General features: G+C 72.9%; 23 protein-coding genes. 7 read left to right on the top strand and 16 right to left on the bottom strand.

Features of this window, described 5'->3' with window-relative positions; translation table 11 throughout:
- Window positions 1-390: 390 nt before the first annotated feature.
- The 4 genes from ABZ192_RS06645 to ABZ192_RS06660 all read right to left on the bottom strand — a co-directional run bounded on the left by ABZ192_RS06645 (window position 391) and on the right by ABZ192_RS06660 (window position 3030).
- Complete coding sequence (locus ABZ192_RS06645; protein WP_086604552.1) at window positions 391-861, bottom strand: DUF6099 family protein; 471 nt, start codon at window positions 859-861, stop codon at window positions 391-393.
- A 177-nt stretch (window positions 862-1038) separates the two neighbouring features.
- Entirely contained in the window at window positions 1039-1362 is a 324-nt protein-coding gene (locus tag ABZ192_RS06650) for a nucleotide pyrophosphohydrolase (protein WP_086850055.1), read from the bottom strand.
- Entirely contained in the window at window positions 1359-2516 is a 1158-nt protein-coding gene (locus tag ABZ192_RS06655; protein WP_356923425.1) for an ATP-binding protein, read from the bottom strand. Before ABZ192_RS06655 ends, ABZ192_RS06650 begins: the two co-directional genes overlap by 4 nt.
- A gap of 118 nt (window positions 2517-2634) precedes the next feature.
- A complete protein-coding gene (locus tag ABZ192_RS06660) occupies window positions 2635-3030 on the bottom strand; it encodes a cell division protein SepF (protein ID WP_356923426.1) in 396 nt (131 codons plus the stop codon).
- A 193-nt stretch (window positions 3031-3223) separates the two neighbouring features.
- On the opposite strand from ABZ192_RS06660, the gene ABZ192_RS06665 reads away from it, so the two are divergent.
- On the top strand, window positions 3224-7339 hold the full coding sequence (locus ABZ192_RS06665) for a bifunctional nitrate reductase/sulfite reductase flavoprotein subunit alpha (protein ID WP_356923427.1): 4116 nt from the start codon (window positions 3224-3226) through the stop codon (window positions 7337-7339).
- 140 nt (window positions 7340-7479) lie between these two features.
- Window positions 7480-9186: a hypothetical protein gene (locus tag ABZ192_RS06670; protein WP_356923597.1), complete on the top strand. Its 1707-nt coding sequence runs from the start codon at window positions 7480-7482 to the stop codon at window positions 9184-9186.
- An 18-nt stretch (window positions 9187-9204) separates the two neighbouring features.
- Here the strand turns inward: ABZ192_RS06670 and ABZ192_RS06675 are convergent, their stop codons facing one another.
- Window positions 9205-9720 carry a YceI family protein gene (locus ABZ192_RS06675; RefSeq protein WP_356923428.1) on the bottom strand — a complete coding sequence of 172 codons (516 nt, stop codon included), beginning with the start codon at window positions 9718-9720 and terminating at the stop codon, window positions 9205-9207.
- Between the two features lie 126 nt (window positions 9721-9846).
- Between ABZ192_RS06675 and ABZ192_RS06680 the strand changes: the two genes are divergently transcribed.
- The 5 genes from ABZ192_RS06680 (at window position 9847) to ABZ192_RS06700 (ending at window position 13895) form a co-directional block, all read left to right on the top strand.
- Complete coding sequence (locus ABZ192_RS06680; RefSeq protein WP_356923429.1) at window positions 9847-10362, top strand: MarR family transcriptional regulator; 516 nt, start codon at window positions 9847-9849, stop codon at window positions 10360-10362.
- 181 nt (window positions 10363-10543) lie between these two features.
- Complete coding sequence (locus ABZ192_RS06685; RefSeq protein ID WP_356923430.1) at window positions 10544-11887, top strand: hemolysin family protein; 1344 nt, start codon at window positions 10544-10546, stop codon at window positions 11885-11887.
- Entirely contained in the window at window positions 11884-12906 is a 1023-nt protein-coding gene (locus ABZ192_RS06690; RefSeq protein ID WP_356923431.1) for a hemolysin family protein, read from the top strand. Before ABZ192_RS06685 ends, ABZ192_RS06690 begins: the two co-directional genes overlap by 4 nt.
- 387 nt (window positions 12907-13293) lie before the next feature.
- Window positions 13294-13518, top strand: a complete 225-nt coding sequence (locus ABZ192_RS06695; protein ID WP_356923432.1) for a hypothetical protein — start codon at window positions 13294-13296, stop codon at window positions 13516-13518.
- A gap of 203 nt (window positions 13519-13721) precedes the next feature.
- Window positions 13722-13895, top strand: a complete 174-nt coding sequence (locus ABZ192_RS06700; RefSeq protein WP_356923433.1) for a hypothetical protein — start codon at window positions 13722-13724, stop codon at window positions 13893-13895.
- A 3-nt stretch (window positions 13896-13898) separates the two neighbouring features.
- On the opposite strand, the gene ABZ192_RS06705 is transcribed toward ABZ192_RS06700, so the two are convergent.
- The 11 genes from ABZ192_RS06705 to ABZ192_RS06755 form a co-directional block, all read right to left on the bottom strand.
- The gene (locus ABZ192_RS06705) at window positions 13899-14987 is read right to left on the bottom strand and encodes an acyltransferase family protein (RefSeq protein ID WP_356923598.1); all 1089 of its coding nucleotides are present in this window, start codon (window positions 14985-14987) and stop codon (window positions 13899-13901) included.
- Window positions 14988-15158: 171 nt separating this feature from the next.
- Entirely contained in the window at window positions 15159-16715 is a 1557-nt protein-coding gene (locus ABZ192_RS06710; protein WP_356923434.1) for an ATP-binding cassette domain-containing protein, read from the bottom strand.
- On the bottom strand, window positions 16712-17512 hold the full coding sequence (locus ABZ192_RS06715; RefSeq protein ID WP_356923435.1) for an ABC transporter permease subunit: 801 nt from the start codon (window positions 17510-17512) through the stop codon (window positions 16712-16714). Before ABZ192_RS06715 ends, ABZ192_RS06710 begins: the two co-directional genes overlap by 4 nt.
- Complete coding sequence (locus ABZ192_RS06720) at window positions 17509-18462, bottom strand: ABC transporter permease (protein ID WP_356923436.1); 954 nt, start codon at window positions 18460-18462, stop codon at window positions 17509-17511. The genes ABZ192_RS06715 and ABZ192_RS06720 overlap by 4 nt, the downstream gene beginning before the upstream one ends.
- A complete protein-coding gene (locus ABZ192_RS06725; protein ID WP_356923437.1) occupies window positions 18459-20033 on the bottom strand; it encodes an ABC transporter substrate-binding protein in 1575 nt (524 codons plus the stop codon). The genes ABZ192_RS06720 and ABZ192_RS06725 overlap by 4 nt, the downstream gene beginning before the upstream one ends.
- 15 nt (window positions 20034-20048) lie before the next feature.
- Window positions 20049-20831: a class I SAM-dependent methyltransferase gene (locus ABZ192_RS06730; RefSeq protein ID WP_356923599.1), complete on the bottom strand. Its 783-nt coding sequence runs from the start codon at window positions 20829-20831 to the stop codon at window positions 20049-20051.
- Between the two features lie 17 nt (window positions 20832-20848).
- The gene (locus tag ABZ192_RS06735) at window positions 20849-22084 is read right to left on the bottom strand and encodes an MFS transporter (protein WP_356923438.1); all 1236 of its coding nucleotides are present in this window, start codon (window positions 22082-22084) and stop codon (window positions 20849-20851) included.
- The gene (locus tag ABZ192_RS06740; protein WP_356923439.1) at window positions 22068-23144 is read right to left on the bottom strand and encodes a dipeptide epimerase; all 1077 of its coding nucleotides are present in this window, start codon (window positions 23142-23144) and stop codon (window positions 22068-22070) included. Before ABZ192_RS06740 ends, ABZ192_RS06735 begins: the two co-directional genes overlap by 17 nt.
- Window positions 23141-24229 carry a pyridoxal-phosphate dependent enzyme gene (locus ABZ192_RS06745; protein WP_356923440.1) on the bottom strand — a complete coding sequence of 363 codons (1089 nt, stop codon included), beginning with the start codon at window positions 24227-24229 and terminating at the stop codon, window positions 23141-23143. Before ABZ192_RS06745 ends, ABZ192_RS06740 begins: the two co-directional genes overlap by 4 nt.
- Window positions 24226-25062 carry a DUF364 domain-containing protein gene (locus tag ABZ192_RS06750; protein WP_356923441.1) on the bottom strand — a complete coding sequence of 279 codons (837 nt, stop codon included), beginning with the start codon at window positions 25060-25062 and terminating at the stop codon, window positions 24226-24228. The genes ABZ192_RS06745 and ABZ192_RS06750 overlap by 4 nt, the downstream gene beginning before the upstream one ends.
- Window positions 25059-26315, bottom strand: a complete 1257-nt coding sequence (locus tag ABZ192_RS06755) for an ATP-grasp domain-containing protein (protein ID WP_356923442.1) — start codon at window positions 26313-26315, stop codon at window positions 25059-25061. The genes ABZ192_RS06750 and ABZ192_RS06755 overlap by 4 nt, the downstream gene beginning before the upstream one ends.
- Between the last annotated feature and the right edge of the window lie 106 nt (window positions 26316-26421).

A 26421-nucleotide genomic window follows, 5' to 3' on the forward strand; every position in this document is an offset into this window, starting at 1 on the left:
GACCGAAACCGGTCCGTCTAGCCCAAGCCGGTCCGTCTAGCCCAAGCCGGTCCGTGGTAGCCAAAGCCGGTCCGTGGCGGCCGAAGCCGTCCGTAGCGGCCGAAGCTGGCGTCTGGTCGCCAGAGGCGGGTTCGCGGTGACCCAAGCCGGGTCTGTCGAGCCGGAGCCAGTCCGTGTAGCCAAAGCCGGTCCATGGTCCTTGGTAAGTCACGGCCGGTCCATGGTCCTTGGTAGTCACGGCCGGTCCATGGCCCTTGGTAGTCACGGCCGGTCCATGGTCCTTGGTAGCCAAAGTCGGTCCATCACGGCCGAAGCCGGCCCCTGGCGGCCGAAGCCGGTTCACGGCGGCCGAAGCCGGTCCCTGGCAGCCGGAGGCGGTCGCGCTGGCCGCTACCCCGCCTCCCGCTCCGGTAACGCCTGTTCCCGGTCCGCGAGTCTGCGGAGCATTTCCAGGACGCGGTCCCGGGACTCGTCGGCCGCGTCGATGGCCTCCATGCACTGCCAGTACGTGCCCTCGTCGTCCGCGGCGCAGGCGAGGCCCACGAGGGCGATGCCGACCTCGCCGAGGAGGCCGCCGAGGTACATCAGGGTGTGGCGGGCGTCGCCCAACTCGGTGAGCTGGCCCGCCCGCAGCTCACCGGGGGCCAGTTCGGGCGGGTCGAGGACACCGCAGCCGCGGCCCGCCAGCTCCGTCAACCCCAGTGCCTCGCCGCGCAGTTCGGGCGGGCCCGCGACCGCGAGGCGGCTTCCTATCGCCTGCGCGAGGGCCTGCGCCTGCCACACCTCGGCCAGGATCCCCGGCACGTCGCCGCCCGCGGCCAGGGACCGCCTGCTCGTCACGATGAGCCGCACCGCGTCCATGCGCTGCCCCCGTCCTGTCCGACGCGCTCCGCGCGTCCGTCCGCCCGACTCCCTTGTTCACTACCCAGAGTGAAGGGGTGTGAGACGAAAAGCCAGAGGAAGACGGAAATCTGCGGACAACAATTCGGATTCGGGCCGCATTTTGATTACGCAGCGTACAAGTGGACTGGGAGACTCCTAGATCGGGAACCTCCGTTCATTCCGGTCGATCTTCGCGTCCAGCGCGGCCAACGGGTCGATGCCGAGCACCTCGCACAGCTGGAGCAGATACGCGAGCACGTCGGCGACCTCGTCCGTCACCCGGTGCGCGGTGTCCGGATCGGTCATGACACGGGCCGACTCCTCGGGCGTCAGCCACTGGAAGATCTCGACCAGTTCGGACGCCTCCACGCTGAGCGCGGCGACCAGGTTCTTGGGGGTGTGGTAGGGCTGCCAGTTCCGCGCGGCCGCGAACTCGGCCAGCCGGCGTTGCAGTTTCGCCACGTCGAGAGGTTCTGTCACGGCTCCAGGTGTACCACCGTGACCCCGTCGGTCCCGGCGGCCCACGAGACGTCGCTCACCGCGCCGACCAGCCGGATGTGACCGCGCTCGCACATCCGGACCGCGAGCCGCAGCAGTTCCCGCCGCTGCCGTACGTCGAGGTTCCGGTCGAAGCCGTCGGCGAGGACGGTGAGCGTCTGGAGCGCGGCGGGCACCTCGCTGGCGGGGTCGACCTCCAGCACCCCGGGGCCGGTGAGCAGCACCAACGCCAACGCGATGTACCGCAGTTCGCCGTCACCGAGGCGCCGCAGCCCGGTCCGGACGCCGTCGCCCCGGTCGAGCACCGCCCGCACCGTCCCGTCGGCCGGCACCTCGGCGAGCACGTCCGCCACCGGCCCCGCACAGCCGGCCCGCACCGCGGCGACGAACTGCGTGTGCCGGTGCCCGCACTCGGCGCGGGTGCGCAACAGCACGTCGGCGAGGTTCCCGCAGTCGCTCAGCAGCCGCCCGGAGCCGGCCGGTACGGGGCCGCGCATCCGGCCGGGGCCGGGATCGCAGGCGAAGGCGGAGCGCAGGGCGACGACCATCTGCTCGGCGGCGGCCAGCACCCTGCGCTGCCCGGGTGTCCGGCCGGCCACGCGCAGCGGCAGCAGGGAGGTGCCCAGCCGGTCGTCCGGCAGCGGGCCACGGGTCACCGGCGTCGGCCCGGCCGTGTGCCAGGCGGCCTGCACGGTCCGCTTCCCGGGGTCGCGCAGGGCGGTCTCCAGCAGCACCAGTCCGCCGGCCGTCAACCGCTCGCCCACGACGCGCAGTTGAGGCTCGGCCTGCACGGCGACATCGAGCCGGACCGGACCGGCGGGCCCGTCGGCCGTGCAGCCGATACGGAAGCCGCGGCGGCGCTGTGCGTCGGGCCGGGCCCGCTCCGGGACACAGGCGGCAGGCTCCGGGAACGCCTCGCCGAGCGTCGCCCCTCCCCCGAGCCGGGCGAGCGCCTCGTACGCCCGCAGCGCGCTGGACTTGCCGCAGCCGCTGGGACCGGCGAGGAAGGTGAGCGGACCGAGCGGGAGTGCGGCGCGGCGGTGGCCGGCGAAGGCGGAGAGCCGCAGCTCGGTGATGTGTGGCCGCACGAGTGAGGTGAGAGGAGCGGGGGGCGTGGGAGCGGGGGGCTGGGTCATGTCCGGACCGTAGGACTCCGCTCACGGGACGAACCGTTCCGTCTCCCAGGGCTTCCTACGATCGGGCGACCCGGCCCTCAGGGGACATCACCCCAGCGCCTTCACACCCCCGGCGACATCACACCCCGGGAACCCCGATCCCCTCCATCAGCCCCGTCACCTCGGTCCCCGCCGGCGTCAGCAGGAACACGTTGCGGTCCACCCGGTGCATTCCGCTCGCCAGGCCGAAGACGACACCGGTGCTGAAGTCGAGGACGCGCTTGGCGACGTCCGTCTCCGCGCCGGTCAGGTCGAGCAGCACCGGCACACCCGCCATCAGCGTTTCGGCGACGTCACGGGCGTCGGCGAAGACGTTCACCCGCAGGACGACGAAGCGGCGTCGCGCCTCCGTCTCGGCCTCGGGTATGGACCGGTGGCCGACGGACGACGGCCAGGCGTCCCGGCCCCGCAGCGGCACGACCTGGGCGAGCCCCTCCCACTGTTCGTCGGTGACATCGTGGCTGTTCACCGGCATGCTCCGTCCTGGCTCGCGCTGGCTGTCTCCATCGGCCAATTCTTGCGCACGGTCACCCGTTCGGCCCAACTGCGACACGCTCCGCCACCTCGATGCACCTCACAACGGCCGGAATGGGGCTGTGTGACGGGCGTAACTCCTCGTGATCAAGCAATGTGACACCTGCGTAACGGGACATTCGTACCGTCGAGGCATGACCACGACGCCACGGCCGCAGCAGGGGGCGGATCAGGTGCGCACCGTCTGCTCGTACTGCGGAGTGGGCTGCGGCCTCGTGCTCGACGTCGGGATGGGGCCGGACGGGCGGCGCACGGTCCTGAAGGCGTCCGGCGACAAGGCGCACCCGGCGAACGCGGGCCGGCTGTGCACCAAGGGGGCGACGACGGCCGACATGCTCGCCGCGCCCGGGCGGCTGACCACCGCGCTGGTCCGGGACGACCGGGGCGAGGAGCCCGTGCCCTCGCCCGTCGCCGACGCGATCGCCGAGACCGCCGCACGGCTGCGGGCGATCGTCGACGCGCACGGGCCGGACGCGGTCGCCTTCTACGTGTCCGGGCAGATGAGCCTGGAGGCGCAGTACCTGGCGAACAAGCTGGCCAAGGGGTTCGTGCGGACGAACGCGATCGAGTCGAACTCACGGCTGTGCATGGCGAGTGCGGGCACCGGCTACAAGCTGTCGCTGGGCGCGGACGGGCCGCCCGGCTCGTACGAGGACTTCGATCAGGCGGACGTCTTCCTCGTCATCGGCTCCAACATGGCCGACTGCCATCCGATCCTCTTCCTGCGGATGATGGAGCGGGTCAAGGCGGGCGCCAAGCTGATCGTCGTCGATCCGCGGCGGACCGCGACCGCCGCCAAGGCCGATCTGTTCCTCCAGGTCCGGCCGGGGACCGACCTCGCGCTGCTGAACGGCCTGCTGCACCTGCTGCACGAGGAGGGGCACACCGACCCGGAGTTCGTCGCGGCCCACACCGAGGGCTGGGAGGATCTGCCCTCCTTCCTCGCCGACTACACCCCGGCCGCGGTCGCGGAGATCACCGGGCTCGCCGAGGACGACATCCGCCGGGCCGCCCGGCTGATCGGCGAGGCCGGCAAGCAGTGGATGAGCTGCTGGACCATGGGGCTCAACCAGTCCACGCACGGCACCTGGAACACCAACGCCCTGGTCAACCTGCATCTGGCGACGGGCGCGATCTGCCGTCCGGGCGCCGGGCCGTTCTCCCTCACCGGCCAGCCCAACGCCATGGGCGGGCGCGAGATGGGCTACATGGGCCCGGGGCTGCCGGGGCAGCGGTCGGTGCTCGTGGAGGAGGAGCGGGCGTTCACCGAGGACGTGTGGGAGCTGCCGCCCGGGACGCTGCGGGCCGACGGGGTCGGGCAGGGCACCGTCGAGATGTTCCGGAAGATGGCCGACGGGGAGATCAAGGCCTGTTGGATCATCTGCACCAACCCCGTCGCCTCGGTCGCCAACCGCCGTACGGTCATCGAGGGCCTGGAGGCCGCCGAGTTCGTCGTCACGCAGGACGTGTTCACGGACACCGAGACGAACGCGTACGCCGATGTCGTCCTGCCCGGCGCGATGTGGACCGAGGCGGAGGGCGTCTTCGTCAACAGCGAGCGCAACCTCACGCTGACCCGGGCCGCCGCGGACCCGCCCGGGGAGGCGATGGCCGACTGGCGGATCATCGCGGAGGTCGCGTGCGCGATGGGGTACGAGAAGGGGTTCTCGTACGACAGCGCCGAGCAGGTCTTCGAGGAGATCCGGCGGTTCCACAACCCTAAGACGCAGTGGGACCTGCGCGGTGTCTCCTACGAGCGGCTGCGCCGGACGCCCGTGCAGTGGCCGGCCGCGCGGGAGGACGGTCCGGAGCGCAATCCCGTCCGGTACGTGGGTCAGGACGGGCTGCGTTTTCCGACGGCGAGCGGTCGTGCCGTCTTCTTCGCCCGGCCGCATCTGCCCGCCGCCGAGATGCCGGACGACGACTATCCCTTCGTGCTCAACACGGGGCGGTTGCAGCACCAGTGGCACACGCTCACCAAGACCGGGAAGGTCGCCAAGCTCAACAAGCTGAACGCCGGGCCCTTCGTGGAGCTCCATCCGCGGGACGCGGAGGCGCTCGGGGTCGCGGAGGGCGATCTGGTCGAGGTCGCCTCGCGGCGCGGGCGGGCCGTGCTGCCGGCGGTGGTGACGGACCGGGTGCGGCCGGGCTGCTGTTTCGCGCCCTTCCACTGGAACGACCTGTTCGGCGAGTACCTGAGCATCAACGCGGTGACGAGCGACGCGGTCGATCCGCTGTCCTTCCAGCCGGAGTTCAAGGTGTGTGCGGTGTCGCTGGCGAAGGTGGCGACACCTGTGCGAGAGGCGTCCGTGCGGGAGGCTTCCGTGCGAGAGGCGGCGAGCGCCGTACGCGAGGGACCGGCCGGGGCGCTGACACCGACGGCCGTCACCCCCGCCGGCACCGACCCCTTCGGCCTGCGCCCCTCCCCTCCCCCGGTCCTGTCCGCGCAGGAACGCCAGTACCTCACCGGCTTCCTCGCCGGGCTCGGCTCGGGCGCCCCGGGTGTCCCGGTGCTCCCGCCCGACGCGCCCTTCACCCCCGAGCACGCCCTGTGGGTCAACGGGGTCCTCGCCGGCATGTACTCGCGCTCGGCGCCACCGGCCGCCCCCGCGAGGGAGCCGGCCGGCCGTGAGGTGGTGGTGCTGTGGGCCTCGCAGACGGGGAACGCCGAGGAGTTCGCCGCCGCCACCGCCGAGCGGCTGACCGCGACCGGGCACCGCACGACCCTCGTCGGCATGGACGAGGCCGACGTCACCGCGCTCGCCCGCACGGCGGATCTGCTCTTCATCACCAGCACCTTCGGGGACGGCGACGCGCCCGACAACGGCACCGGCCTGTGGGACGCGCTCTCCGGCGAAGGGGCCCCGCGCCTGGAGGGGGTGCGGTACGCCGTGCTCGCCTTCGGCGACTCCTCCTACGACGACTTCTGCGGGCACGGGCGCCGGCTGGACGCGCGCCTCGGCGAGCTGGGCGGGGTGCGGCTGGCTCCACGCACGGACTGCGAGCCGGACTACGGGGACTCCGCGGGGGCCTGGCTCGACCACGTGCTCACGGCGCTGGCCGACCCGGCCGCCGCGCCGACCGACTCCCCCGCCTCGCGCCCTGAACCGGCCCCGAGGCCGAAACCGAAGCCGAAGCCCGCCGCCACCATCGCCCGGCTCAGCGGCAACCGGCTGCTCAGCGGGCCGGGCGCGGTCAAGGAAGTCCGGCGGTTCACCTTCGACACCAGCGGGACGGACCTGGCGTACGAGGCCGGGGACGCGCTCGGCGTGCGGCCGGTCAACGCGCCGGACCTCGTGACGGAGTGGCTGGCGGTGACCGGGCTGGACGGCGGGACGGCCGTCGAGGTGGCCGGTGCCGGCGAGGTGCCGTTCGCCGAGGCACTCAGCCGGCACCTCGACATCACGAGGATCACCCCGGACCTGCTGCGGTTCGTCGCCGAACGCGCCCGGGACAAGCACGAGTTGCGCAGGCTGCTGCGGCCCGACAACAAGGACGGGCTGGCGCAGTGGTGCTGGGGGCGGCAGGCCGTGGACGTGATCGCCGAGTACGCGGTGCGGGCGAGCGCCGAGGAGTGGGCCGGGGTGCTGCGGGGGCTCCAGCCGCGGCTGTACTCCATATCGTCCAGCCCGCTGGTCGACCCGCACCAGGTGTCGCTGACGGTGTCCGTGGTGCGGTACGAGAACCTGCGGGGGCGTCAGCGCGGCGGGGTGTGCTCGCCGTTCCTCGCCGACGCCGGGGCGGACACCGAGGTGCCGGTGTTCGTGCAGCGCTCGCCGCACTTCCGGCCTCCGGCCGACGCGTCGACGCCGATGATCATGGTCGGCCCGGGCACCGGAGTCGCGCCGTTCATCGGTTTCCTCCAGGAGCGGCGGGCCCTCGGACACCGGGCCCCCAACTGGCTGTTCTTCGGAGAGCAGCACCGCGCGACGGACTTCTACTACGAGGACGAGCTGACGGCTCTGCTCGACGAGGGCACCCTCACCCGTCTGGACACCGCCTTCTCCCGCGACCAGCGCAACAAGGTGTACGTGCAGGACCGGATGCGCGAGCACGGGCCGGAGCTGTGGCACTGGCTGCGCGACGGCGCCCGCTTCTACGTCTGCGGCGACGCCTCCCGCATGGCCAAGGACGTGGACCGGGCCCTGCGGGACATCGCGGTGGCACACGGCGGGCTGAGCGAGGGGGAGGCCGCCGCGTACGTGAAACAACTCGCGGCGGACAAGCGGTACGCACGGGACGTGTACTGAGCGCACGGCGCTCCTCGGCGCTTTCCGAGCGGCACGGGCGGCCCTTACTCGCCTCACACCCGTCTCTTCACCGCCGACCCGGCCCCGCTCACCGGCGGCGATTAGCGTCCTGCGGCGTGTACTCGGCAGAAACCACGCTTCTGGTGCCCGGCTCGCGCACGCAGTCGGCGCCGGCCGGGCCGCCGTCCCCGGCCCAGTGGCACCGCGTCCTGACCCTGCTCGCCGACATCAGTCTGCTGATCGGCACCCGCGCGGTGTGGGCGACGGCGGCCGGTCACCGGCCGGCCGTGGCAGCGGTGATCTCGGTCTGCTACGCCTCGATCCTGGCGTGCGGGGTGCTGGCCCTGACCGTCCGCCGGGAGCGGTCGCTGGCCCGGGTGGACCTGTGCGTACTGGTGACGGGCGTGACGCTCACCCTGTGCGCGTGGATCATGCTCCACCACGGCTCCGACGAGGCGCTGCTCACCACCCAGGCGGCGCGGGAAGTGGCCGCGGGGCACCCGGTGTACGGGCAGCCGTGGCCCTGGCTCTTCGGCCACGGCGTGGCCCTCACACCGACGGTGACCGGCGGCTACGACCTCACCTACGGGTATCCGCCGCTGGCCCCGCTGCTGGCCGTGCCGCTGCTGTGGCTGGGGCACGGCGGTGCTCCGGCGACGGCGGTGAGCACGGGCGCGCTGGTCACCGGCACGGTCGTGCTGTGGCGGATGCTGCCGGCGCCGTGGCGGTCGGCGGCGACCATGGTGTGCCTGGGTTTCGGGATGCTGCCGTCGTACGCGCGGCTCGGTTACCCGGCGATCGTGGCCCTGGCCCTGCTGGTGCCGGTGGTGGTGCGCTGGCCGCGTATCGGGGCGGGCGGGCGGCTCGGGGCCGCCGGTCTGGCGCGGGCCGCGTGTCTGGGGGCGGCGTGCGCGGCACAGCAACTCCCCTGGTTCCTCGCGCCGTTCCTGCTGGCGGGGCTCTACGCCGTGCGGCGCGGCGAGCTGGGCGGCCGGGCCGCGGCGCTGGTGGTGCTGCGGTTCGCGGGGGCCGCGGCGACCGTGTGGCTGCTGATCAACACCTACTTCGTCGTGAGCGAGCCGGGTCCCTGGCTGACGGGGATCGCCCTGCCGCTGACGCAGGGCGCCGTACTGCACGGGCAGGGCGTGGTCGGCATCTCGCTGTACCTGACGAACGGCAGCGACCGCCTCGACTGGTACTCCTCCGCGAGCCTGCTGCTGCTCGCCGGCCTGCTCGTGCTGTTCGTGTTCTTCGTACGGCGCCTGGGACCGGCCGCGACCGTCCTGCCCTGGTGCGCCTTCTACCTGGCGACCCGCTCGCAGGACGGCTACTACCTGCTGATGACGCCGCTGTGGCTGGCGGCGGCCGTGACCGCTCCGGCGTCGGCGTTCGCCGGGGCGTGGCAGCCCCGGGTGCGCCTGCTGTCCGGGCCGCGGCGCCGCCCGGCCCGGATCGCCCTGGCGGTGCTGCTGCTCATGCCCGCACTGGGCGGCGCGGCCGTTGCGGCGACGGGCACGCCGCCCCTGCGCATGCGGGTCGTCGCGGTCCGCCGCCCCACCGCGGCGACCGTCTCCCGCCTCACCCTGCAGGTCGGCAACACGGACGGCACGGCCCTCGCCCCGCACTTCACCCTGACCATGGGCCAGGGCATGGATCCGTACTGGCGGATCGTCCGGGGCCCGCGCACCCTGCCCGCGCATGCCACCGCCCGCTACGAACTCCGGCCGCCGTCGGGCCGGTTCAGGCTGCCCCGGCCGGGTGCCCGGATCCGCCTGCGCGCGTTCACGGCGTCGCCGCAGACCCTGTCGAGCGCGGATGTGCAGCAGGCGCTGCGCCGATCGGGCTGACACCGCCCGGGGGCCGGGTCAGCCGGTGGTCCGGACGAAGCGCAGGGCGGCGGTGACGGTGGTCCGGCCGCGGATCATGCCGAGCTGGTTCCAGCCCATGCCGAACTGGTCCCGGTCCACGGGGAATTCCGCCTCCAGCGTGAGTCCCGTGGCGCTCCCGTCCGTCAGGCGGGCGGTGAGGGACAGCGGCCTGCTGACGCCGCGCACGGTGAGCTGGCCGACGACGTGCACCTGGTCGCCGTCGCGCAGCTCGGCGCTGCGGGCCACGAAGGTGATCTCGGGGTGATGGTCGGCGTCGAAGAAGTCGGCGGACTTCAGGTGCGTGTCGCGCTTGGCGTTCTTGGTGTCGAGGGAGGCGACGCCGAAGGTCAGGGTGCCGACGGCGGACCCGTCGGGCCGGACCTCACCCGAACCGCCGATCGCGCCGAAGGTGCCCTTCACGGTGACCAGGCCCCACATGGTCTTGTGCTGGATGCCCACGGTCGAGGCGGTCGTGTCGAGCTGCCACAGTCCGGTTTCCACGGCGACGGTCATGATCTTTCTCCACTCGGGTCGGCTTGCCAAACGCGTCTTATCCAAATTTGGATGACTGCACGCTAGCGGCTCGTCCAAAATTGAACAACCCCTGTTCCAAATTTGGACAACAGGTAGGCTGGACGCATGGCCGACCCCGAGGAGCACCCCGCCGAGCTGCCTGACTGCCCGTTCGCCGAGGGCAGCGGCCTGCTTCCGGCCGAACTGCGCGCCTGGATGCTGGTGCTCGCCGCGACCGGGGCGGTGGAGCAGCGGCTGCGTTCGGTCGTGAAGGAGAAGCTGGACGTCTCGCACGACGAGTTCCTGGTCCTGTGCCTGCTCGCGGAGCAGCCCGAGGGCGGGCTGCGCATGACGCGGGTCGCGGAGCTCCTGGGCCGTCCGAAGACCCGACTCACCTACCAGATCGCCTGCCTCCAGCACGCCGGCCTCGTCACCCGCAGGTCGGTGTGCGGCGACAAGCGCGGCGTCGAGGTCACCCTCACCGACAAGGCCCGCCGCCTCCTGACCGAGGCCTCCGGCACGCTCGCCGGGACGGTGACGCAGTCCCTCGCCCGTTTCATGGGCCCGGACCAGCGGGAAGCGCTGCGCGCACTGGTGCCGGACCTCACCGAGGGCTCCCGCACGGAGTCCCGCACGGGCTGAGGCTTTCTCTACACCGTCGTAGAATCCGGGAACACGGGCGCGACGGTGAACGTTGACCCGGAGACACACCACGCATAAGGAGCCACTTCTTGTCCGCCAGACCGACGGACCCTCCGGGGCACAGTCCCCGACCACCCCGCCACGACATCAGTGATCGCGGCACACGGCGGGTTGGTGTTCGATGAGTGCCGCGAACGCCCTGCTGGGCCTGCTCGCCGTGTTCGTGCTGACCGCCGGCACCGGCTACTTCGTCGCCCAGGAGTTCGCCTACGTCTCCGCCGACCGGCTCACCCTCGCGCGTGAGGCCGAAGCCGGGGACAAGAAGGCCGCCCGTGCCCTGCGGGTGCTGGAGCGGCTGTCGTTCATGCTGTCGGGCGCGCAGCTCGGCATCACCGTCACCGGCCTGGTCGTCGGCTTCATCGCCGAGCCCTCGGTGTCCGCGCTGCTCAGACCCGCCCTGTCCGGGCTCGGCCTGCCCGACGCGGCCGTGAGCGGCGTATCCGTGACGCTGGCCTTCATCCTGGCCACAGTCGTGCAGATGGTGCTGGGCGAGCTGGCCCCGAAGAACCTCGCCATCGCCGTTCCGGAGCGGCTGGCCAAGGCGCTGGCCCCCTCGACTCTGGCGTATCTGAAGGTCGTCGGCCCTGTCGTACGCGTCTTCGACAGCGCGGCGAACAAGCTGCTGCGCAAGGCCGGCATCGAGCCGGTGGAGGAGCTGCATCACGGGGCCACGCTGGAGGAGCTGGGCCATGTGATCGGCGAGTCGCACGAGCGGGGCGCGCTGCCCAAGGACACCGCCGCGCTGCTGGACCACGCGCTGGAGTTCTCCGAGCGGACCCTCGACGAGGTGATGGTGCCGCGCGCCGACGCCGTCTTCGTCCGCTCGGACGCCGGCGCCGACGAGGCGGTCGGCCTGATCGCCGAGCACGGCCACTCCAACTACCCGGTCCTCGGCGACCACCCGGACGACATCGTGGGCGTGCTGGGCGTGCGCGAACTGATGGCGCTGCCCGCCGCGCGATTCACCGGCGCGCGGGCCGGTGAGGTGGCGCGGCGGCCGCTGCTGCTGCCGGACACGCTCGGGCTGCCGGACGCGGTGACGCGGATGCGGGAGCAGGACGACGAGTTCGCTGTCGTCCTCGACGAGCACGGCGGCGTGGCGGGCATCGTCACGTACGAGGACATCGCCGAGGAGCTGGTCGGCGACATCGCCGACGAGTCCGACAAGGTCACCGTCCTCGCCGTCGCGGACGGCGACGGCTGGCTGGTGGACGCCGGCCGCCGGCTGGACGAGGTGGCCGAGGCCACCGGTGTCCGGCTGCCGGAGGACGACGACTACGACACCGTGGCCGGCCTGGTCGTGGACCGGCTCGGCCGCTTCCCGACGGTCGGTGACCGGGTCACGGTCGAGCTGCCCGACGGCGCCCGCGCCGTGATCGACGTCCGCACGCTCGACCGGCATGTGGCCGACCGGGTCCGGATCAGCCCGGTCGTGCAGGCCGTGGCAGCCGAGGAGATCGCGTGAGTTTCCCGATGGCGGTCTTCGTGACCGTGCTGCTGCTGATCGGCAGCGGCTTCTTCGTGGCGGCCGAGTTCGCGCTGGTCGCCGCCAAGCGGCACCGCATGGAGAAGGCGGCGGCCGAGGGGCGGCGCGGCGCCGGGGCGGCCCTGGCCGGCATGCGCGAGCTGTCGCTGATGCTGGCGGGCGCCCAGCTGGGCATCACCGTGTGCACGCTGGGCCTGGGCTCGGTGTCCAAGCCGGCGATCTCGCACGAACTCGACCCGCTGCTGCACACGCTGGGCCTGCCCAGTGCCGTGAGTTACGGCGTGGCGTTCGCCGTGGCGATGGTCGTGGTGGTGTTCCTGCACATGGTGGTCGGCGAGATGGCCCCCAAGTCGTGGGCGATCGCCCACCCCGAGCGTTCGGCGATGTTGCTCTCCCCGCCGTTCCGGGCCGTGGTGCGGGTCGTACGGCCGCTGATCCGGCTGCTCAACGCCGTGAGCAACGCGCTGGTTCGGCTGTGCCGGGTGGCCCCGCGCGACGAGCTGGCCTCGGTGCACAACCGGGAGCAGCTGACGCACCTGGTGGCCGAGTCCGAGCGGCTGGGTCTGATCAGCGCGACCGACTCGGAACTGCTGACCCGCTCGCTGACCGAGCCGGAGACGCCGGTCGCGGCGCTGCGGATCCCGGCCGCGGAGCTCACCTGGATCGAGGGCGGCACGGACGTCGAGGCACTGCTGCGACTGGCCGCCGCACACGACCGCACCCGGCTGCTGGTCCGGGAGAACGGCACGGTCCTCGGCTCGGTCCACGCCCGTGACGCCCTGGTCGCCCGGGCCCGGGGGCGGGCCACGACCGCCCGGGAACTGGCCCGTCCGGTGCCCGAGCTGACGGAGGCCACCACGCTCGCCGACGCGATCGAGGTGCTGCGCCGGCGCCGCTCCTCCCTGGCCGTGGTCCGTGACACCGCGGGCCGGCTCACCGGCCTGGTCACCCTGGACGATCTGCTGGCCCGGCTCATGCAGCCGGCCGCGGCGGCCTGACGAAGCGGAATCCGAACCTCCAGCACATCTGCACATGGTTCGTCAGGAGGCCGTGGAACGGCGGGCCGGGCGCCAAGTCACCGTGGCAGTACGGGAGCTTGGCGCCGAAGTGCCCGCTTCGGGAATCGGGGCGCAAGACACGTGCGTACGACAGGGCGACGGGGTGTGTGAAGAAGTGGGTCCATTTCGTGTGCCCACGGTCATGGCGGTGAAGACGGTCACCGAAAGGCGCGATGCGGCGCCGGGAGGCGGCTGGATCTTTCCTCCCGGCGAGTGCTTTGATCCTGCGCACGGCGGAGCCGTCGGTGCGGAATCTCGGTTCTGGATCCGGCGACCCCCCACGCGCGCCGCCATTGCGAGACATTCACGCGAAGGGAAACACCTCCAATGAACCTCACCTCTCGGGTCGACATCGCCGAGCTGTCCGACGCCGACCTGGAGAACATCTCCGGCGGTATGGCGGGCGGTGCCTCCGCGAGCCTCGTGGGCGGCCTCTCCACCGGCCTGGTGGAGCCCCTGACCGCCGAGCTCTGCGGCAGCCTCCAGGGATCGCTGTCGTCGGAGGGCGCCGCGGCCGGCGGCAGCGCGGGCGTTCACACCACGTCGCTCTGACGCATCCGCATAAAGGGCCCCGGGAAGCGATTCCCGGGGCCCTTCGCCGTGCCCGGAAGTTTTCCCACGGTCGCAAGTTTGAGGAATTCGCGAAGCTCGTGACGGAATTCTGGACACCACGGGGGTGAGTAACACCGCGGCTCGGGATGACGCAGACTTACACAGGCCCCTCAGACCCGGCCGCAAAGCGATAGGACAGACCTGTGAAACCCGACTCGACCCGGACCGAAGAACTCCCGATCTACGAAAGCCTCATACGCGAACGCGGTGACGTCGTCGAGGAGGCTCGCGTCGTCGCCGAAGAGACGCAGCACCAGATGACACAGGCCTTGAACGGGCACGCCCCGGTGCAGCAGGAAGCCGGCACCCAGCAGTAGGCGTCACCCGCGGGCGTCGCCCGGCCGCGGGACCGCGTTCCCCCTGCCGAAGGCCCATGCCATCCCCGGTTCGGTCACACAGCGGAAGACACGCCGCACGGACGGCGTGCACAGTGCCGTGACCACCACGGCCGCGACCAGCGTGGCGGCGAGCGCGCCCGCAGGCCCGTGAACCCAGGCCGGCTCGTACCAGCCCCCGTACTTGGCGCCCTGCGCGACGAAACCGTGCAGCAGATAGCCGGACAGCGTGCCCGCGCCCAGGGCGGTGAACCACGTCCGGCGCCCGGGCACCCAGGCGAGGAAGCAGGCGACCAGGACGGCTGAGCACCCGAAGGCCGCCAGCGTCATCACGGGTCCGTACCAGGACGGGGCCGCCAGTTCCGGGGCGCTGTCGGCGTGGAAGAACCAGGCGTAGTTCATCCGCGGCACCGCCCAGTAGGCCACTCCCAGGGCGCATCCGGCCACCGGCACGGCGAGGATCCGCGCCCCGCGCCGGCGCACCAGCCGGAAGTGTTCCGGCCGCAGCAGCAGGCCGAGCACGAAGTACGGCAGGAACTGAAGGGTGCGCTGGAGGTCGAGGTCGTGGCCGACGGACGGTGAGAGCGTCGCCAGCATCGCGACGGCGAGGGCCGTCGGCAGCGGCCACCGCACATGCCGCCACACCGGCGTCGTCAGCCGCCAGACGAACAACGCCGCCAGGAACCAGGTCAGATACAGCGGATCCAGCAGGCTGACCGGGCGGTCGGGGTCCTGGCTGGTCCACCGGGTGAACAGGGTGTACGCCGTCTCGAACACCACGTACGGCACGGCGACACCGGTGACCAGGCGTTTGAGGCGCGCCGGGCTCCCGTCGAAGGTGCGCGAGAAGTAGCCGGAGATGACGATGAACGCCGGCATGTGGAACGCGTAGACGACCATGTAGAGCGCGGTGACGGCCCTGCTGTCCGGCCGCAGCGGCTCCCAGGCGTGTCCCACGGCCACCAGCACGATCGCCAGGTACTTGGCGTTGTCGAAGAACGCGTCGCGCTGCCTCGACGGGCGGGCCGCCGCGCCCTGTTCCGTTCCCCGCGGCGCCCGGGTCGCCTCGGCCACCGGGCGGGCCGTCGTCACCGTGTCACTCACGGGCCCTCCCGAAGGAGTTCGAAGCGGCTGTGCCTCGTCTGGCCCGGGGTAAGGGGGTGGCGTCTGCGCAGAACATCGCCCGCACCCTAATCACAGGGCCGTGCCCCGGTTCAACTCGTAACGGGGGTGACTCGCTTCGGTTCATGCCCGGGTATACGTGCCGGGACGGGCGATCGTCTCCGCGAGGGCGACGGTGAAGGGGTGCCGGGGCTCGGTCAGGGTGCGCCGGGACGGGCCCTGTTCGACGATCTCGCCGGCTTCGAGTACGGCGATGCGGTGGGCGGCCGACGCCGTGTCCAGGTCATGGGTGATGAGGACGAGGGCGAGGTCGTCGCGGTCGCGGACCAGTGCGGCGAGCAGGTCGAGGATGCCCCGGCGGGTGACGGTGTCGAGGCCGGAGGTGATCTCGTCGCAGATCAGCACGCGGGGGTGGGCGAGGAGGGCGCGGGCGAGGGCGGCGCGCTGGAGTTCACCGCCGGAGAGTGCGCCGGGGCGGCGGCGGGCCAGTTCCTCCGGCAGGCCGAGGCGGCCCAGGGTGGCCGACGCCTCGGCCGTCGCCGCCCGTTCGCCGGCGCCCCGCAGCCGCACCGCCGTGCGGGCCACCTGGGGCAGGACGGGCCGGTGCTCGTCGAAGGCGGCTCGGGCGTCCTGGAAGACGTACTGCACGGCGGCGAGCCGGTCACGGCCGCGGTGGCGCAGGCTGCGCGGGAGCGGCGTGCCGTCGAGCAGGATCTCGCCGTCGTGCTCGCGGTGGAGGCCGGCGAGGCAGCGGGCGAGCGTGGTCTTGCCGCTGCCGGAGCGGCCGACCACGGCCAGGCACTCGCCGGGGTGGAGCGCGAGGTGCGGGACGCGCAGGACGGTGTTCCTGCGGTCGTACACGGCGGTCAGGTCCCGTACCTCCAGGGCGGGTTGCCGGGCGTCGCCGCTCACCGCGTCCTGCGGCTGCGCCCGCTGTGAGTCGAGCAGCCGTCGGGTCCACTCGTGGCGGGGCGCCGCCCACAGCCGCGCCACGGGCCCCGACTCCACGACCCGTCCCGCGCGCATGACGAGGACCTCGTCGGCCAGCACGCGGACGACGTCCAGGTCGTGGCTCAGCAGGACGACCGCGATGCCGCGGGCGGCGACCGACGCCAGCTGGTCGATGATGCGGCTCTTGGTGAGCGCGTCCTGGCCGGTGGTGGGTTCGTCGGCGACGATGACACGCGCGCCGAGCAGCAGGGCCTGGGCGAGGACGACGCGTTGCTGCTGGCCGCCGGAGAGCTGGTGCGGGTAGCGGCGCAGCAGGGCTTCGGCGTCCGGGAGCTGGGCGTCGGACAGAGCCCGCAGGACCAGTTCGCGGACCGCGCCGCGGCGTTCGCGGCGGGGCAGGTGGCGTACCCGGGGGCGGGCGATGTCGTCGAGCAGGGCGTTGACGCGGCGGGCCGGGTTGAGAACGGCGGCGGGATGCTGGGGCACGTATCCGACCGGGCCGTCCGCGGGCCGGCGCACCTCCCCCGTGACCCGGGCACCGGCCGGGTACTCCCCCAGCAGTGCCAGGCCGGTGGTGGTCTTGCCGCTGCCGGAGGCGCCGACCAGGGCGGTCACGCGGCCGGGGAGCACGCGCACATTCACGCCGTCGACGATCGCGCGGCCGTCGATCTCCACGCGCAGGTCGCGGATCCCGGCGACGCTGTCAGCCGCTTCCGTCTCTTCGTTCACGCGCGCCGTCCCTTCCTTCCGTTGCTCTTCTCCAGCGCGGCGTCGAAGAGCAGGTTGGTGCCCGTCGTGAGGGCGACGATCAGCAGGGCGGGCACGACCACGGCCCAGGGCTGTACGAAGAGGCCGGTGCGGTTGCGGTCGACCATGACCGCCCAGTCGGCGGCGTCCGGGGCGACACCGACACCGAGGAACGCGGCCGTCGACACCAGGTACAGCACACCGGTCAGCCGGATGCCGGCGTCGGCGGCCAGGGTGCGCAGGGCCGAACGGCCGACGTAGCCGACGGCGACCCGCCACCACGTCTCGCCCTGCATGCGCAGCGCCTCCACCGCGGACCGGGCCGCCGCCTCGGCCGCCGCGGCCCGGACGATCCGGGCGGCGTCGGGCACGTTCACCAGCGCGACGAGCAGCGCGAGTCCGGCGGCACCCGGCGAGAACACGGACGCCACCAGCAGGATCAGCAGCAGCGACGGTACGGCGAGCAGCACGTCGAGCGGCCGCATCAGCAGCTCCTCCAGCCGCCGGGCGTGGGTGACCGCGCTGACGAGTCCGACCGGCAGCGCGACCAGGTAGGCCAGGGCCGTCGCGGCGAGCGCGGTGAGCACGACGGTACGGCCGCCGTGCAGCACCTGCCGCCAGACGTCCCGGCCCACGAAGTCGGTGCCGAGCCAGTGGCCGTCGCCGAGGGCGAAGGAGGGGGCGCGGGGGCCGGGTTCACCGGCGAACAGGGGGCCCAGGAGGGCCAGGAGCAGCGGGACCGCGACGATGGCGAGTCCGAGGAGGAACCGGCGTGTCACGCTGCCACTCCCGCCCGGGGTGTCAGCCGGTACGCCACCACGTCCGCGCCCAGATTCAGTACGACGGTCAGCACGCCGAACATCACCGCCAGCCCCTGCACGACCGGCACATCGCGCTCGGCGACCGCGTTGAGGAGGACCGTGCCGAGGCCGGGGATCACGAACAGCGCCTCCACGACGATGACCCCGCACAGCAGCCAGTCGACGGTACGGGCGAGTTGCTGGGCGGCCGGGGCGAGGGCGTTGGGCAGGGCGTGGGTGTAGCGGACGCGGGCGCCGGGGACGCCGTAGCGGCGGGCGTGGGCGGCGTAGGGCGAGGCGAGGGCGTCGACCATGCCGGCGCGGACCAGGCGGGACAGGGAGCAGACCGGGCGGGAGAGCAGGACCAGGACGGGGAGGACGAGCACGGCCGGGTGGCCGAGGAGGTCGGTGCCGTAGCCCACCGCGGTGGGTGGCAGCCAGGCCAGTTTCAGCGCGAACACCGTCACCAGCAGCACGCCGAGGGCGAATTCGGGTACGGCGTACACGGCGAGCGTGGCGGAGCTGACCAGCCGGTCGATCAGCCGCCCCTCGTGGCGGGCGGCGAGCACGCCGAGCCCGAAGCCGAGCGGGACGAGCAGGGCCAGGGTGAGCGCGGCCAGCAGCAGGCTCGGGCCAAAGCCGTCGGTGATGTACCGGGCCACCGGCCGGCCGGAGGTCAGGGACGTGCCGAAGTCCCCGTGCAGCAGGCCCGTCGCCCAGTCCGCGAGGCGTTCGTGGGCGGGCCGGTCCAGGTCCATGGCCTCGCGGATCGCGGCGATGCGCGCCGGGTCGGGCTGGTCGCCCGCGAGGGCCACCGCCGCGTCGCCCGGCAGCGCCTCGGTGAGTGCGAAGACCAGCAGCACGACGGCCACGGTCTGCACGGCACCGAGGAGCAGCCGCCGGGCGACGAAGGAGCGCAGACCGCTCACGCCAGCCACACCTTGTCGAAGCGGGCCCAGTCGAGGGTGTTGGCGGGCGCTTTGGTCTCGACTCCCTTGACCTTACGGGCCGTTCCGAGGATCCAGTCGGCGAAGCCCCAGATCAGGAAGCCACCCTCGGTGTACAGGCGGCGCTGCATGCGCTCGTAGACGGCGGCCCGTTCGGTCTTGTCGCGGGTGGACTGGGCCTGCTGGTAGAGGGCGTCGAAGTCCTTGTGCTGCCACTTGGTGGCGTTGGTGGTGGAGTCGGTGAGCAGCCGCTGGGAGATGTGGGCCTCGATGGGCATGGCGCCGGAGCGGTAGCAGCACAGGGTGCCGCCGTCGAGGATGTCGCTCCAGTAGGAGTCCTTGCTGCCCATCTTCACGTCGATGGTGACCCCGGCCTTTGCGGCCTGGTCGCGGAAGATGCTCGCGGCCTCGGTGAAACCGGCGGCGACGGCCGAGGTGTCCAGGGTGACCTTCAGTTTTTCGGCACCCGCCTGCTTCAGCAGGCGACGGGCGCGGTCGAGGTCCTGCTCGCGCTGCGGCAGGCCGTCGGCGTAGTACTCGTAGCCCTTGCCGAACAGGTCGTTGCCGACCTCGCCCGCGCCGGACAGGGCGCCGTCGACGAGTTCCTTGCGGTCGGCGACGAGGTAGAACGCCTCGCGCACGCGCTTGTCGTCGAAGGGCGGCCGGTCGGTCTTCATACAGAAGGCCTGCATGGCGCTGTTGCGCAGCCGGACGATCTCGATCTGCCCCCGGCCCTCGTGGGCGCGGGCGGTGGTGGGGTTGAGTTCGTGGGCGTACTCGACCTGGCCGGCGAGGAGTGCGTTGACGCGCGCGGACTCCTCGTTGGCGACGACGAACTCGATCTCGTCGAGGTGCGGGGCGCCGTCCCAGTAGTTGTCGTGGCGGCGGAAGACGGCGGAGCGGCCGGGCGCGAAGGAGACGAAGCGGAAGGGGCCGGAGCCGATCGGCTTCTTGTCGAAGTCGGTGCCGGTGGCGTTCTCGGGGACGATGTACGCGCCGAACGCGGCCAGTACGTTGGGGAATTCGGCCGTGGGGCGCTTGAGGACGAACTCGACGGTCCGTTCGCCGGTGGCGCGGCTGGCGTCGAGGTCGATGGGTTCCAGGGACGCCTTGGCGCGGAACGTCTGCTCTGGGTCGGCGATGCGGCGGTAGCTGTAGAGGACGTCCTTGGCGGTGACCGGCCTGCCGTCGTGGAAAGCGGCCTCGCGCAGGGTGACCTGCCAGCGGTCGAGGGTCTTGTTCGACTCCCACTTCGCGGCGAGGCGGGGCTGGGCGGAGAGGTCTGCGCCGTAGTCGGCGAGCTTGTCGTAGAGGGCCTTGGCGCGGGCGACGTCGGCGAACAGGTTGGCCAGGTGCGGGTCGAGGGTCTCGCTCGCGCCGCCTCCGGCGAAGGCGGCCCGTAGCCGTCCGCCGCGCTTCGGCGTTCCGCCGCTGCCGCTGTCCGCCTTGCCGTCGGTGCCGCCGCCGCAGCCGGTGAGGGCGAGGGCGGCGACGCCGGTGCCGGCGGCGAGGAAGCCGCGGCGGCGCAGGCCGGGGAAGCGTTCGTCGTTCATGACTGGTCCTTCGGGTCAGAGGGTGCGAAGACGCGCGACGACGTGCAGCCGGTCGGCGTCCGTGGTGGTGCCGGGCAACTCGCCCTGTCGCCAAGGGGGTTCGGTGCGCGGGCCGGGGCCGTCGTGGAGTTCGAGCACCTCGAAGCCGTGCGCGGTGAGGAAGTGCCGCAGCTCCTGCGGGAAGAGCAGCCGCCAGGCGGAGCGCTGTTCGGTGGGCGGGGATCCGTCGTCGGTGCTCCAGACGCGGGTGCGACGCAGGAGCTGGGCGGTACGGTCCACCGTCAGCGTGGTGGTGGACCGGTAGGTCCTGCCCTGCCAGGTGAACGCGTTGACGGCGGGCCGGTCGAGCAGGTCGGTGCGGCCCAGGAAGTAGGCGCCGTTGCGCATCTCCGCGACGAGCAGGCCGCCCGGTGCGAGGGCTGTGCGGCAGGAGGCGAGGAAGCCGTCGAGCTGGTCGTTGGTGTGGCAGTACAGCAGGGAGCTGTCCAGGCAGACGACGGCGTCGAAGCGGCCGAGGTCAAAGCCGTGCAGGTCGGCCCGGACGTACTGGGGACCGGGGTGGTGGGTGCGGGCGTGGCTGAGCATCGCCTCGGACAGGTCGGCGCCGGTCACGGTCCGGCCGACCGCGTGCAGGGCGGCGGCGTCGCGGCCGGTTCCGCAGCCCATGTCGAGCACGCGCGGCCCGGCCCCGTGGCGGCGCAGGCAGTCCTCCGTCCACCGTGCGGCAAGGCGCCCGGCGTCGGGGAAACGGGCCTCGTACAGGGCGGGGTTGTCGGTGAGGAGGTTGCCGCTGGTCACGGCCTGGTTCACCGGGGTCACGCCTTGCTCCTCTCCCCCGCCGGGGCGGGGACGCCCGGGGCCGGGCTCGCGGGCAGGGCGCCGAGCCGGTGCAGCCACGCCACGCCGAGCGCCGAGGCCAGGCCGAGGAGGGCGCAGCACAGCCAGGGCAGCCACGCGGCCCCGTGTTCGCCGGTGTCCATGGCCCAGCCGACGGCGGTGTTGCCGAGGGCGGCGGCGACGCCGGAGACGACGTAGAAGATGCCGAAGTAGGTGCCGGTGAGTTCGGGGCGGCCGAAGCCGGGGATCAGCTCCATCACGAAGGGCTGGGCGATCATGAGGCCGACGTAGAGCAGCAGGGCGCCCGCCAGGAGGGGCAGCATGCCCGGCAGGAAGGCCGGCGGCAGGAAGGACAGCCCCGTCACGGCGAGCCCGACGGCGACCCAACGCCCCCTGCTGCCACGGGCCTTGAGGCTCCTGGTGATCCTCAGTTGCAGCGCCAGGTTGGCCACCGTGCCGACGAGGAAGACGATGCCCGCCGCGCCGTCCCAGCCGGTGGCTTCCCTCGCCCTGTCCGGCAGCAGCAGATACAGCTGGTTCTCCAGGGTGAACATGCCGACCATGGCGAGCGCGAAGGCCAGGAACGCCCGGTTGCCGAGCACCTCCCGCCAGTCCCCGAGGACACCGCTGCCGCTGGGCTCCACCTTCCGCGCGGGCAGGACGAGGGCCTGCGCCACGGTGAGGACGGCGAAGATGCCGGCGGCGGTGAGCGCGGAGGTGCGGAAGTCGACCAGCAGCAGGGCGCTGCCCAGCAGCGGGCCGATCAGGGCGCCGGTGGTGGCGAAGACGTTGAACAGGGCGAACGCCTCTGCCTTGTTCTCCCCCGCCTCCTGGGCGAGATAGGCGCGCACGGCCGGGTTGAACAGGGCGCCGGCGACTCCGCTGAGCACGGAGGCGGCGAGCAGCACCGCCAGCCCGTCGCCGAGCGCGAACAGCGCGAATCCGAGGGTGCGCAGGGCGCACCCGGCGATGATGACGCCACGGGCGCCGAGCCGGTCCGAAGCGGAGCCGCCGATGATGAACAGGCCCTGCTGGCTGAGGTTGCGCACGCCCAGGACGATGCCGACGACCGCCGCCGACAGGCCCAGGTTCTCGGTGAGGTAGGTGGCGAGGTAGGGGATGAGCAGGTAGAAGCCGGTGTTGACGCCGAGCTGGTTGACCAGCAGGAGCCGCACGGCGAGGGGGAAGCGCTTCATCTCATGCCACGTCTTCACGGACCGCCACCTCCTCGACGCCCAGGCCGGGGCGGTCGGTCGCGCGTACGACGCCGTCGGCGCCGCCGATGCCGGTCCACGGGTCGTGGGCGAGCAGCAGATGCCCGTCGAGGTCGGCCCAGCGGGCCCGGTCGGCCAGGTGGACGGCGGGGGCGAGGCCGAGGCTGCTGGCGGTGAGGCAGCCCAGCATGAGGGCGGTGCCGCTGCCCTCGACGGCCTCGGCGATGCGCAGGGCCGCGTGCACGCCGCCGCACTTGGCGAGCTTGACGTTGACGCCGTGGACCCGTCCGGCGAGGCGGCGGACGTCGTCCAGGCCGACGGCGTCCTCGTCGGCGATGACGGGCAGCGGTGCGCGCTGTGCGAGGGCGGCCAGGGCGTCCGGGTCGCCGGGGGCGACGGGCTGCTCGACGGCCTCCACACCGAGGTCGGCGAAGCGCGGCAGCAGGGCGTCCGCCTGCGCCACGGACCAGGCGCCGTTGGGGTCGAGGAGCACCCGGGCCCGGGGTGCGGCGTCGCGGATGACGCGGACGCGCTCGATGTCGTCCTCGGGGTCGGGGGCGCCCGCCTTGACCTTGAGGACCTCGAAGCCGCTCGCGGTGAGCCGCCGGGCCTGGGCGGCCGCATGGCCGGGGGACGTGATGCCGATGGTGCGGGCGGTGGCGGCGGCGGGCGGTGCGGCGGCTCCGAGGAGGCGGTGCACGGGTACGCCCGCGCGCTTGCCGGCCAGGTCGAGCAGCGCCGACTCGACGGCGGCGGTGACGGCGGGCGGCACGTCACCAAGAGGTGCCTCCGCGGACGACTCCAGAGGTGACTCCCTCATCCGGAGGGCCTCCAGGGCACTCTCCGGATCGGGAAAGCGGCCCAGGTCCACGGCGGTGAGGAGCCGCAGCAGAGTCTCGGTGCCGAGTCCGTAGTACACGCTGGTGACGACCTCGCCGTGACCGCGCAGTCCGTCGTGCTCGACGGTCAGCCACACGGCGTCGCGCGCGGCCATGGTGGAACGGGAGATGCGCAGCGGCTCGGTGAGCTCGAGGCGTACGGTGCGCAGGCTGGACTTCACGGGCTCTCTTCCTGGAGGGCGGGGGCGGTGAGCGGGTCGCTGACGCGGGTGCAGCGGGCCCAGCCGGACGCCTCCGCCGCGTGCGGGTGCGGGATCTCGACGGGCCGGGTGGCCGCGGCGGCCGGGTCGAGGCCATGGGCGGTGGTGAAGTCGTCGTCGTAGACCGTGCCGAGGTAGCGGTGCGGGCCGTCGGGGAAGACGGTGGCGACGACCGCCCCGGGGTGGACGCGGGCGGCCCAGGCGGCGACCCGGGCGGCGGCGCCGGTGCTCCACCCGCCGCTGACGAAGGCGCCGCGCGCCAGCCTGCGACAGCTGTCCACGGCTTCGGTGGGGCCGATCCAGTGGACCTCGTCGAAGGCGTCGTAGGCGACGTTGCGCGGGTGGATGCTGCTGCCGAGGCCGCGCATCAGCCGGGGCCGGGCGGGCTGGCCGAAGATGGTGGAGCCGGTGGCGTCGACGCCGATGAGGCGCAGGGCGGGCCAGTGCCGCCGCAGGGGGCCGATGATGCCGGCGCTGTGTCCGCCGGTGCCGACGCTGCACACCAGAATGTCCAAGTGGTCGAGCTGGACGGCGAGTTCGGCGGCCAGAGAGGCGTAGCCGGCGGTGTTGTCGGGGTTGTTGTACTGGTCGGGCCAGTAGGCGCCGGGCAGTTCGGCGAGCAGTTCCCGCAGCCGGGCCAGGCGCGCGGCCTGCCAGCCTCCCTGCGGCTCCGGCCGGTCCACGACCTCCAGCCGCACGCCGTGGGCGCGCAGCAACTGCCGCATGGACGGCTCCAGTTCACTGTCGCCGACCAGCACGACGGGGTGGCCGAGGGCCTGTCCGGCGAAGGCGAGGCCGATGCCGAGCGTGCCGGAGGTGGACTCCACCACCGGGGCACCGGGCAGCAGTTCGCCGCGGTCGCGGGCACCCAGCAGCATGGACACGGCGGCGCGTGCCTTCATCCCGCCCGCCGCGAGGCCTTCGAGCTTGGCCCAGAAACCGGGGTGCGGACCCGGCAGGTCCGCGGTGATGCGGGCCAGTGGAGTACGGCCGACCAGGGAGAGCAGTTCCCGTCGCGCGGCGGGCCGGAGCGCGGTGGCGGTCATCGCCCGCCTCCCGGACAGGAGCCGTCGTAGCGGTGCAGGACACCGGGGCCGCCGTCGAGCCAGAAGAACGGGTACGGTTCCGCGCACACCGCGCTGACGCCGTGCCCGAGGAAGCGGGGCAGCACGGCGCTCCCCGTCTGGGCGAACATCACCAGCTGCTTGCCGTGCGCCATCGCGTGCCGCCGCAGGGGTTCGAAGGTGCCGTTGCCCAGGGTCATGCCGGAGACGAGCAGCGCGTCACAGGGGCCGGCCGCGGCGAGCGCGTCGGTGACGACCGGCTCGCCCCACTCGGTCTCGCCGCCCTTGAGATCGCAGGGGACGTAGCGCAGGCCTCGCGAACGCAGGGCCTCCAGCAGGGAGTTGACGACGCCCACCACGAGCACCGTGGCGCCGGGCGGCAGGTCGAGCAGGCCTACGACGGCCTCGGCGCGGGCCCGGGACTTCTCCAGCGACGACCCGGCGGGCAGCGGGAGGGTCCTGGCCCCCTGGGCGGGGGTGTGCGGCAGGACGTGCATCAGGTAGGCGTCGAGGGCCGCCACCCGCACCGGCGGCAACGGGTGCTCCAGCAGCCGCGCCACGTCGGCGCCCACGCAGTCCTCGACGGCGCTGTCCGGCAGCGCCCCGGGCTCGACCGCGCAGGAGCCGACGGCCTCGGCCAGGCGCAGGCTGAGCACCTCGTTGCGGTAGCCGGTGCCGCGCCCGTCGTGCCGTACGGCCTGCCGGGTGGTGAAGGCGACGGCGATGCGCTGGGTGGCCGGGTCGGGGCCGAGGTCGCCCGCGCGCACCCGGGCCACGAGCTCGTCGTACGAGACGCCACTGGTCGCGGTGATCATCGGATCACCAGCCCGGCGCGCAACCCGTCCAGCAGGCTCTCGACGCGCTCGCGGGCCCCGAGTCCGTCGGCGTCGCCGGCCATGACGTGTCCGAGGTACTCGTTGTTGCTGCCCGCCGCCTTCACGGCCCGGCCGGGCTCGGCGAGTTGGACCTCCAGCACCCCGGGCAGGTCCCGTACGCCGCTGCCGTCCAGCGCTTCCAGGGTGCCGGAGGCCTCCGGCACCAGGAAGCCGATCGCGGCGCTGCGCAGTCCGGTGTCGACGCGCCGCAGGTCGGGGGCGCGGCCCAGGGCGACGTCCACGAAGGCGGCGGCGAGGTCGATTCCGGTGACGTGGCGTACGAGTTCGGTGATGCGGTTCCCGGCGGGCCGGGGGTTGACCTCGACCACGCGCGGACCGGCGGAGGTGAGCTTGATCTCCGTGTGCGCCACGACCCCGTCGGTCAGGCCGAGGGCCTTGAGTGCGGCCAGGGCGGTGTGTTCGGCGGCCTCGGTGTCGCCGGGCGGCAGGGCGGCGGGGAACATGTGGCCGGTCTCGACGAAGGCGGGTGCGCCGCCGACGCTCTTGTCGGTCACGCCCACCACGTGGACCGCGCCGGCGTGCGACACCGTCTCGACGCTGACCTCGGGGCCGTCCAGCAGTTCCTCCAGCAGCACCACGGGCGTCCGCCGCTGTCCGCGTGCGTTGACCGGGAAGTCGGCCAGGGCCCGGCAGGCGGCGGCGAGTTGGGCCTCGTCGTCCACCCGGCGCACGTACATGCCCGCGCACAGGTCGACGGGCTTGACGACGAGCGGGTAGCCGATCTCCCGCGCGGCCCGCGCGATGTCGGCCCACTCCTCGCGCACGGCGAAGCGCGGTCCGGGCACCCCGGCGTCGTCGAGGACGCGGCGGGTGGCGTCCTTGCGGCAGGCGTTCTCCACGGCCTCGGGACCGGGGCCGGGCAGGCCGAGGCGCCCCGCGATCCGGGCCACCGTCGGCAGGTAGTAGTCGCAGGAGGTGACGACCCCGTCGAAGCCGAGGACCCCGTGCAGCCGCTCGACCTCGGGCAGCAGCGCCTCGATGTCGTTGGTGTCGGTGGTGATGACGTTGCGCGCGCCGAGCAGCGGATGGGCCGTCCCCTCGGGCGCCGAGCGCAGGTAGTGGTGCAGGTCGCGGGTGAGGAACGTGAACGCGTGCCCGTTCTCCCTGATCGCCCGCGGCAGCAGTCTGCTCATGGACCCGACCCAGCTCTCGACCACCAACAGATGAGCCACAACTCCCCTTTCGTCGCAGTGAGTTCAAGGCGCGCGGGCAGCCCGGCGAGCCCTCCGGGGAGGGTGCCGGGTGTTGCCGCGAGAGACGTTATCGATAATCATTTTC

It is taken from the genome of Streptomyces sp. NPDC006235 (assembly GCF_040613735.1).
Taxonomy (GTDB): Bacteria; Actinomycetota; Actinomycetes; order Streptomycetales; family Streptomycetaceae; genus Streptomyces.

Bases quoted from the DNA above. Each gene is read 5' to 3' on its own strand.
- ABZ192_RS06645 (WP_086604552.1), bottom strand. From the start codon at position 861: ATGGACGCGGTGCGGCTCATCGTGACGAGCAGGCGGTCCCTGGCCGCG.
- ABZ192_RS06655 (WP_356923425.1), bottom strand. From the start codon at position 2,516: ATGACCCAGCCCCCCGCTCCCACGCCCCCCGCTCCTCTCACCTCACTC.
- ABZ192_RS06660 (WP_356923426.1), bottom strand. From the start codon at position 3,030: ATGCCGGTGAACAGCCACGATGTCACCGACGAACAGTGGGAGGGGCTC.
- ABZ192_RS06665 (WP_356923427.1), top strand. From the start codon at position 3,224: ATGACCACGACGCCACGGCCGCAGCAGGGGGCGGATCAGGTGCGCACC.
- ABZ192_RS06675 (WP_356923428.1), bottom strand. From the start codon at position 9,720: ATGACCGTCGCCGTGGAAACCGGACTGTGGCAGCTCGACACGACCGCC.
- ABZ192_RS06680 (WP_356923429.1), top strand. From the start codon at position 9,847: ATGGCCGACCCCGAGGAGCACCCCGCCGAGCTGCCTGACTGCCCGTTC.
- ABZ192_RS06685 (WP_356923430.1), top strand. From the start codon at position 10,544: ATGAGTGCCGCGAACGCCCTGCTGGGCCTGCTCGCCGTGTTCGTGCTG.
- ABZ192_RS06695 (WP_356923432.1), top strand. From the start codon at position 13,294: ATGAACCTCACCTCTCGGGTCGACATCGCCGAGCTGTCCGACGCCGAC.
- ABZ192_RS06725 (WP_356923437.1), bottom strand. From the start codon at position 20,033: ATGAACGACGAACGCTTCCCCGGCCTGCGCCGCCGCGGCTTCCTCGCC.
- ABZ192_RS06745 (WP_356923440.1), bottom strand. From the start codon at position 24,229: ATGACCGCCACCGCGCTCCGGCCCGCCGCGCGACGGGAACTGCTCTCC.
- ABZ192_RS06750 (WP_356923441.1), bottom strand. From the start codon at position 25,062: ATGATCACCGCGACCAGTGGCGTCTCGTACGACGAGCTCGTGGCCCGG.